The following is a 7,608-nucleotide window of genomic DNA, read 5'->3' as shown; positions in this document are numbered from 1 at the left end:
TGGTCAAGCTCAAGAGGAATTAAAAGATTTGGTAAAACAAAAAGTAGATGGAAAGTTTAATCCTGATAATCAAATAATGATTAATGGTAAAAATTACGAGGTAACTTCCACAATATTAGATAGTACTTATATTGATGTTAAAGGAATAAAGAGAAGTTATTTTTATAAGAAAAAAATCAGAAATGAAAAAAGAACAACATCTCAATTTGTTTTTGCAGCTGGTGTAAATAACTTGGTGACCAATGGAAGTGTTGCCAATTCAGATTACAGATATTGGGGTTCGCATTTCTATGAATGGGGAGTTACATGTAATACCCGACTTTTTAAAAATGACAATCTATTACATTTAAAATATGGAGTTTCTTTAATGTATAACAATCTTCGTCCAACAGATAACCGATTATTTGTAGTAAATGGAAATCAAACCAATCTAGAAACAAGCGCTGTAAACTTGAAAGATTCTCGATTTAGAAATGTATATCTAACTGTGCCGCTACATTTAGAATTTGATTTCACTAAAACAAAAGAAAAAGACAGCAAAAAAATATTCAGAACCCATAAAAGTGTTCGTTTAGGAATTGGAGGTTATGCAGGATTAAGAGTAAAATCAAAACAAAAATTATGTTTTGAAATAGATGGAAATGAATTCTCTACTAAAGAAAAAGGAGATTTTAATGTGAATGATTTTATTTATGGAGTTAGCACTTACATAGGATATAAAGAAACTAGTTTATATCTAAAATACGATTTAAATCCAATGTTTAAAAACAATGCGGTCAAACAAAACAATATATCACTAGGTGTTCGTTTTGATTTCAATTAATTATTTGTTTTAGTTTTTACTTCGAAAAGATGTTTCAGCAATGAAGCATCTTTTTTTATTTTTATGTATTTTTACCCTCATTCAATTTTAAATATTTTAATCTACTTTGATTACTCGCGAAACCATAGATAAAGTTTTTGAAACCGCGCGTGTGGAAGAAGTCATTGGCGACTTTGTTCAACTCAAACGTGCTGGTAGTAATTACAAAGGATTGAGTCCGTTTTCGGATGAACGCTCGCCATCGTTTATGGTATCGCCTGTGAAACAAATTTGGAAAGATTTCAGTTCCGGAAAAGGCGGAAGTGTAGTAACTTTCTTGATGGAGCATGAGCATTTCACGTATCCTGAAGCAATTCGTTTTTTGGCTAATAAATACAACATCGAAATTGAAGAAACCGAAACTTCTCAAGAAGATAAAATAGAAGCTAATGAAAAGGAAAGCATGTACTTGGTTTCTGAGTTTGCCAAAACCTATTTTCATGATACACTTTTAAATACTGAAGAAGGAAAAGCTATTGGTTTATCCTATTTCAAAGAAAGAGGTTTTACCAATGAAACGATAGCTAAATTTGGTTTGGGCTATTCACCCGAAACTTGGGATGTTTTTACCAAAGAAGCTTTGTCAAAAGGCTATCAATTAGATTACCTTGAGAAAGTTGGTTTGACTATACTCAGAGAAGACGGAAAACATTTCGATAGATTTAAAGGAAGAGTAATGTTTCCAATTCAAAGTTTATCCGGAAGAAACTTAGGTTTTGGCGGAAGAATTTTGACTAATGATAAAAAAGCAGCCAAATACCTAAATTCACCCGAAAGCGAAATCTACCATAAGAGTAAAGTGCTTTACGGAATTTTTCACGCCAAGCAAGCTATTGCTAAACAAAACAATTGCTATTTAGTAGAAGGCTATACCGATGTAATTCAGTTACATCAGGCAGGAATTGAAAATGTTGTAGCATCTTCCGGAACGGCTTTAACTCCCGATCAGATTCGATTAATAAACAGACTAACCAAAAATATAACGGTACTATTTGATGGTGATGCAGCAGGACTTCGCGCATCTATCCGTGGGATTGATTTGATTCTCGAAGAAGGAATGAATGTAAAAGTCTGTACGTTTCCAGATGGTGATGATCCGGATAGTTTTGCCAAAAAGAATTCCTATGAGGATTTGGTTTTGTATTTAGAAAATAACGCCAAAGATTTTATCCAATTCAAAGCTTCATTATTGATGGATGAAGCAAATAATGACCCAATTAAGAAAGCCGATTTGATTCGGGATATGGTTGTTAGTATTTCTAAAATTCCGGATCGAATAAAAAGAGAAATTTACATTCAGGAATGTTCGCGAATTATGGATATTTCGGAGCAAGTATTGTTGAATACCTTGGCCCAATTGGTTCAAAAAGACATTTCAGAAGCCGGGAAAAAGCTTAAACAAGAACAAAAGGCATTTGAAGTTGTTAAAAATGAACCGTTGATTCAACACGAAAAAGTCAATATTGTTTATGAATTGGAGCGCAAGCTTATTGAAATGTTGTTGCTTTACGGATCTCAAGAGGCTGATTTTGATGATTTTATTTTAAAAGCCAATGACGATGGAGAAATGATAGAAGAGAAAGAATCTAGCACAGAAAAAGTGCATCGTCGAATTTATTTAAGTTTGCAGGAAGATGAAGTCGAATTGGCGAATCCTTTGTTTAAGGAACTTTATAATGACTTAATTTCATATTATAATCAGAATGAAGAATTTAATATTGAGCACTATTTGATGCAATTGTCTTCGGAACATTCAGCAATCGTTACAGATATTTTGATGCTTGAGGAAAAAGAGTTACTTCATAACTGGGAAGCAAAAAATATATATGTAAAGAGTAAAAATCAAAACGTAAGTCAATATGTTTCTGAAACTATAGTTTCATTAAGAGAATACCTAATCAATAAGTTGATAATGGATTTAATGCAGAGTTACAGTAGTGAAGAAGAAAATGATTTGCAAGAATTGATGACAACCATAAATGATTATAACAAGCTTAAAGTCAACCTTACCAATAAAATAGGAAGAATACGCTCTACTTACCTATAAAAAAACCCTGCTATTGCAGGGTTATGTTTTTAAACGATTTCTAACGTCTTTGCTTTGTTAACGAGATCAACCAAGTTCGTTACGTTTAGTTTCGTCAATAGGCGAAGCTTGTATGTACTAATAGTTTTTTCGTTAAGCGCTAAAATTTTAGCAATTTCGTTGTTTTTTTTGCCATCACTTAGGAAGCGTAGTACTTCGATTTCTCGATTAGAAAGTTTGCGATACAAACGCTCTGATTTGTTTTGTTTAGCAATCAATGCTAAACTTTTCTTGATTTCATCATTAAGGATAATTTGCCCGTGACTCACTTTTACAATGGCAATTCCTAAATTTTCAAGCTTTGATGTTTTGTGAACATATCCTGCACAACCAGCTTTAATTGCATTTGGAGCATAGATTTGTTCAGGCAAACTACTAAAAACAATAACTTTAGTTTTTGGGAAGTTTTTAATGATCGACTTGAGTTCATAAATACTTTTTAATCCTTCAAGTTCTAAATCAATGATTAAGACGTCAATTTCTTTGTTTCTTAATGCATCTGGAACCATAAAAAAATTACCTACGTTTGAAACAACATTTATTTCAGGATGATCCTTAAAATAAGCCTTCATTCCAAAGTGTACAACTGGAAAGTTATCAGCGACACATAGATTTATCATAATTGTGGTATTTGATAAAAGTTAATAAAATTACGAGTAAAGGTAAGAAAACATATTTGAAAATTGTTAAAAAATCAACAATATTTAATTTCTATTGGGATTAAACATACAGGAATTGGCTTCATCTTATGTTGGTTTATTGTGTTTAACTTCTTATAAATTTGAAACACTTCTTTTTCTCTTTCAGTATAATTTTCGTTTTCCCCTTTTTTATCAGCTTCAAGCATTGCCCATTCTAATTCATCATAACTTGCTCCTATTTGTTCTTCATCTGTTCTTGAATCGCCAAACAAACCATCTGTTGGAGCGGCATTTTGGATAGACTCAGGAATTTCCAGATATTCCCCCAATGCATAAACATCACTTTTCATTAAATCGGCAATCGGACTCAAATCAACACCACCATCACCGTATTTTGTAAAAAAGCCAACCCCAAAATCTTCTACTTTATTTCCGGTTCCAGCCACCAATAAACTATAAATTCCAGCAAAATAATATAATGTAGTCATTCGTAACCTAGCTCTTGTATTGGCTAATGAAAGATCCAATCTTATGGTATCATTACTAAACGGAACTTCATTTTTAAATGTTTCAAAGACAGATGTAAGGTTTGCAATTTCGCTTTTTACATTTGGAAAACGTTTTTTCAATTGTTCAATATGTTCTCTCCCACGACTTACTTGAGTGCTGTCTTGATGAATTGGCATTTCAACACATAAAGTTGTTAAGCCCGTTTGAGCACACAAAGTTGACGTTACTGCCGAATCCACACCTCCTGAAATTCCGACCACAAAGCCATTCACATTTGCATTTTTTGCATAGTCTTTTAACCATGAAACAATATAGGTGTTGGTTTCCCCTACCTTTATAGTACTTTTTTTTGTCATTTGTTATGAAAATTTTTAGAAACTGCACTGTATATTTGCAAATGTAAAAAATCAGATGTTTTTAATCGATTTAACCCCGTTAATTTTATAATGAACAAATATTTAGTTGCGATAGTCCTTTTAATTAGTATGCTTTATTGTGATAAAAAATCAAAAGTAGAAAAAGCAGTCGAAAAAATTCCGCTTAAACTTAAAGTCTATCGATTCGAAAAGGCTTTTTTTGAAATAAAACCAAATGAGCTGTCAAACATAAAAGCTGAATATCCCTTTTTCTTTCCCGAAGGAGTTTCGGATAGTGTTTGGATAGAAAAAATGCAAAATCCACAATGGCAGGAATTGTATCAGGAAGTAGAAAAAAAGTATTCCAATTTCGGTAAACAAACTTCAGAGATAGAAGATTTATTTAAACATATAAAGTACTTTTTCCCAAATGCTGTAATGCCAAAAGTTTATACCGTTATTGCTGATATGGATTATAACAATAAGGCTATTTATGCCAATGATAAACTTGTTATTTCATTGGAATTATATCTTGGAGCCAATCATAAATTCTATGAATTCCCTAAATATATAGAACAAAATTTTGAAGAGAGACAAATGATGCCAGATATAGTCACGAGTTTTTCCTTAGGAAAAATTCCACCTCCTAGGGAAAAAAAATTACTTGCGGAAATGATATATTATGGAAAGCAATTGTATTTAAAAGATGAATTATTACCAGAATATAATGATGCCGAAAAAATTGGTTATTTGCCAGAACAAATTACTTGGTGCCAAGAAAATGAAAGCTACATTTGGCGATATTTTATTGAAAAAGAATTATTGTATAGTACTGATTCTAAATTGCCTAATCGATTTACCAATATGGCACCGTTTTCTAAATTTTATTTAGAAATTGACAATGAATCTCCGGGAAGAGTTGGGCAATGGATTGGATGGCAAATTGTTCGTTCATTTATGCAAAATAATAAGATTAGTATGCAAGAAATGATAAAAATGGACGCCAAAGAACTATTTGAAAAATCAAAATACAAACCAAAAAAGACAGATGAGTAAAACAATCACATCCGAAATAAAATTTCTAGTTGAATTAGATGAAAACCGTGTTCCTGAAAAGCTAACTTGGTCCGCAGAAGATGGTGGTGTTGAACTAGAAGAAGCAAAAGCTATGATGCTTTCTATTTGGGACAGTAAGGTTCAAGAAACGCTTCGAATAGATTTGTGGACAAAAGATATGCCTGTAGATGAAATGAAATTATTTTTTCATCAAACTTTGGTTGCTATGTCTGAGACTTTTCAACGTGCCACTCAAGATGAAAAAATGGCGGATACTATGAAAGATTTCTGCGACTATTTTGCTGAAAAAATGGAATTAAAGAAATAGAAGTTTTAAAACTGATTCAGGTCTTTAAAAACTTCAGTGTTTAAATCGTCTATATAATCCAAAACAGCTTCTCTTCCGGTAGTTTCAGTAGCTGAAGTTACAAAATGCTGCGGCATTTCTTCCCAGTTATTTGCCAAAAGGGCTTTTCGGTAAGCAGCTATCTTTGAGTCGATTTTACCTTTACTTATCTTATCAGCTTTTGTAAAAATAATACAGAATGGCACTTCAATTTCACCAAGATAATTGATAAACTCCAAGTCGATTTTTTGTGCTTCTAAACGAATGTCAATTAGCACAAAAGCACATACCAACTGTTCTCTTTTCTCAAAATAATCAGTAATAAAGTCTTGAAAAACTTCTTTTGTTTTTTTGGAAACACGAGCATAACCATAACCAGGCAAATCCACTAAAAACCAATTTGAATTAATTTTGAAATGATTAATCAGCTGAGTTTTTCCGGGTTTCCCTGATGTTTTTGCCAAATTTTTATGATTAGTCAACATGTTGATTAAGGAAGATTTTCCAACATTAGAACGACCAATAAAAGCATATTCTGGCAAACGTTCTAACGGACATTTACTTACATCTGAATTGCTAATAATAAATTCGGCAGTGTTAATTTTCATTTATTGTCATTGCGAGGCGTATAGGGTTCCCGCTGTAAGTTATTTTAATTATAAATGAACTTCTTTTAGCCATTCGTGAAGCAAACGGTTGAATTCATTCGGATGTTCCATCATAGCAGCATGCCCACATTTGTCAATCCAATATAATGAGGAATTAGGCATCAATTTATGAAACTCTTCTGCTACTTCTGGTGGTGTAACCTGATCGTTTTTGCCCCAAATGATACAGGTTTTAATATGCATTTTGGGCAAATCTTTACCCATATTATGACGAATTGCACTTTTGGCAATGGTTAATGTTTTAATTACTTTTATTCTGTCATTCACTACAGAAAATACTTCGTCAACTATTTCTTTTGTAGCTATTTTTGGGTCATAAAAAACGGCTTCTGCTTTTTTCTTGATGTATTCGTAATCACCACGTTTCGGATAACTATCACCCATAGCGCTTTCGTAAAGTCCCGAACTTCCTGTAATTACAAGACCGGCAACTTTTTCCGGATATACTTTAGCATGATACAAGGCGATGTGACCGCCAAGAGAATTTCCTAAGAGAATTACGCGGTCAAAACCTTTAAAATTGATAAAGTCTTTTACATATTTTGCAAAAGCTTTTACATTGGTTTTTAAAATGTTTTGGGTATAAAGCGGCAATTCAGGAATAATTATTTTATAGCCTTTAGGCGAGAAATAGTTAGCAACTCCACTAAAGTTACTTAACCCGCCCATCAACCCGTGCAAAACGACTATTGGCGTGCCTTCGCCTGCTTCAAAATAGGAATATCTGCCTTCTTTTCTAAAATTTCCTTCCATGTGATTTTTTTGAGTTTTGCCTCGGGAACAAATATATGATTTTATAGATTAATACCCATTTTAATAGGGATTATTTACTATTAAAATCCACAATTTCATTACTACTAAAATAAAAACCCATAAAATACTATTTACCAAAAAAAACAAATACAAAGAATCCTAATAATCAATTTTTTAACTCTCTTTTATTCGTTCGTCAACAATGTTGTATCATTTTTTAAAATTTTAACCGATTGATTTTCCTTGGTTTTTCAACAAAAAAAGATAGAAGTGGGAAAACTTATTAACAAAGTGGTATTTTGTGGTAAATTGTGGTAATTATTTTTATAT

8 protein-coding genes are annotated in these 7,608 nt (G+C 32.2%); 4 read left to right on the top strand and 4 right to left on the bottom strand.

Features of this window, described 5'->3' with window-relative positions:
* Both ACOYLP_RS09625 and dnaG read left to right on the top strand, forming a co-directional pair.
* On the top strand, positions 1–823 hold an 823-nt coding region (locus ACOYLP_RS09625), incomplete at its 5' end, for a hypothetical protein (RefSeq protein ID WP_422855958.1).
* Positions 824–929: 106 nt separating this feature from the next.
* Positions 930–2,909 (top strand): DNA primase, encoded by a 1,980-nt coding sequence (gene dnaG, locus ACOYLP_RS09620; protein ID WP_422855957.1) that lies wholly within the window; start codon positions 930–932, stop codon positions 2,907–2,909.
* Between the two features lie 29 nt (positions 2,910–2,938).
* Here dnaG and ACOYLP_RS09615 read toward each other — a convergent pair whose 3' ends face one another.
* Both ACOYLP_RS09615 and nadE read right to left on the bottom strand, forming a co-directional pair.
* A complete protein-coding gene (locus ACOYLP_RS09615; protein ID WP_422855956.1) occupies positions 2,939–3,568 on the bottom strand; it encodes a LuxR C-terminal-related transcriptional regulator in 630 nt (209 codons plus the stop codon).
* Between the two features lie 74 nt (positions 3,569–3,642).
* Positions 3,643–4,455 (bottom strand): NAD(+) synthase, encoded by an 813-nt coding sequence (nadE, locus tag ACOYLP_RS09610; protein WP_422855955.1) that lies wholly within the window; start codon positions 4,453–4,455, stop codon positions 3,643–3,645.
* A gap of 90 nt (positions 4,456–4,545) precedes the next feature.
* Here nadE and gldB point away from each other — a divergent pair, with 90 nt between their 5' ends.
* Positions 4,546–5,511 carry a gliding motility lipoprotein GldB gene (gldB, locus tag ACOYLP_RS09605; protein ID WP_422855954.1) on the top strand — a complete coding sequence of 322 codons (966 nt, stop codon included), beginning with the start codon at positions 4,546–4,548 and terminating at the stop codon, positions 5,509–5,511.
* Positions 5,504–5,839, top strand: coding sequence for a gliding motility protein GldC (gene gldC / locus ACOYLP_RS09600; protein ID WP_422855953.1), 336 nt, complete (start codon positions 5,504–5,506; stop codon positions 5,837–5,839). The genes gldB and gldC overlap by 8 nt, the downstream gene beginning before the upstream one ends.
* A 5-nt stretch (positions 5,840–5,844) precedes the next feature.
* On the opposite strand, the gene yihA is transcribed toward gldC, so the two are convergent.
* Positions 5,845–6,465, bottom strand: a complete 621-nt coding sequence (yihA, locus tag ACOYLP_RS09595) for a ribosome biogenesis GTP-binding protein YihA/YsxC (RefSeq protein WP_422855952.1) — start codon at positions 6,463–6,465, stop codon at positions 5,845–5,847.
* Positions 6,466–6,513: 48 nt separating this feature from the next.
* A complete protein-coding gene (locus ACOYLP_RS09590) occupies positions 6,514–7,278 on the bottom strand; it encodes an alpha/beta fold hydrolase (protein WP_422855951.1) in 765 nt (254 codons plus the stop codon).
* Between the last annotated feature and the right edge of the window lie 330 nt (positions 7,279–7,608).

It is taken from the genome of Flavobacterium sp. (assembly GCF_049318325.1).
Taxonomy (GTDB): Bacteria; Bacteroidota; Bacteroidia; order Flavobacteriales; family Flavobacteriaceae; genus Flavobacterium.
The sequence above is the reverse complement of the archived record's forward strand: the minus strand, read 5'-3'. Positions and strand labels throughout refer to the sequence as shown.

Coding starts and splice junctions, on each gene's coding strand:
- ACOYLP_RS09615 (WP_422855956.1), bottom strand. CDS start 3,568: ATGATAAATCTATGTGTCGCTGATAACTTTCCAGTTGTACACTTTGGA.
- nadE (WP_422855955.1), bottom strand. CDS start 4,455: ATGACAAAAAAAAGTACTATAAAGGTAGGGGAAACCAACACCTATATT.
- gldB (WP_422855954.1), top strand. CDS start 4,546: ATGAACAAATATTTAGTTGCGATAGTCCTTTTAATTAGTATGCTTTAT.
- gldC (WP_422855953.1), top strand. CDS start 5,504: ATGAGTAAAACAATCACATCCGAAATAAAATTTCTAGTTGAATTAGAT.
- yihA (WP_422855952.1), bottom strand. CDS start 6,465: ATGAAAATTAACACTGCCGAATTTATTATTAGCAATTCAGATGTAAGT.
- ACOYLP_RS09590 (WP_422855951.1), bottom strand. CDS start 7,278: ATGGAAGGAAATTTTAGAAAAGAAGGCAGATATTCCTATTTTGAAGCA.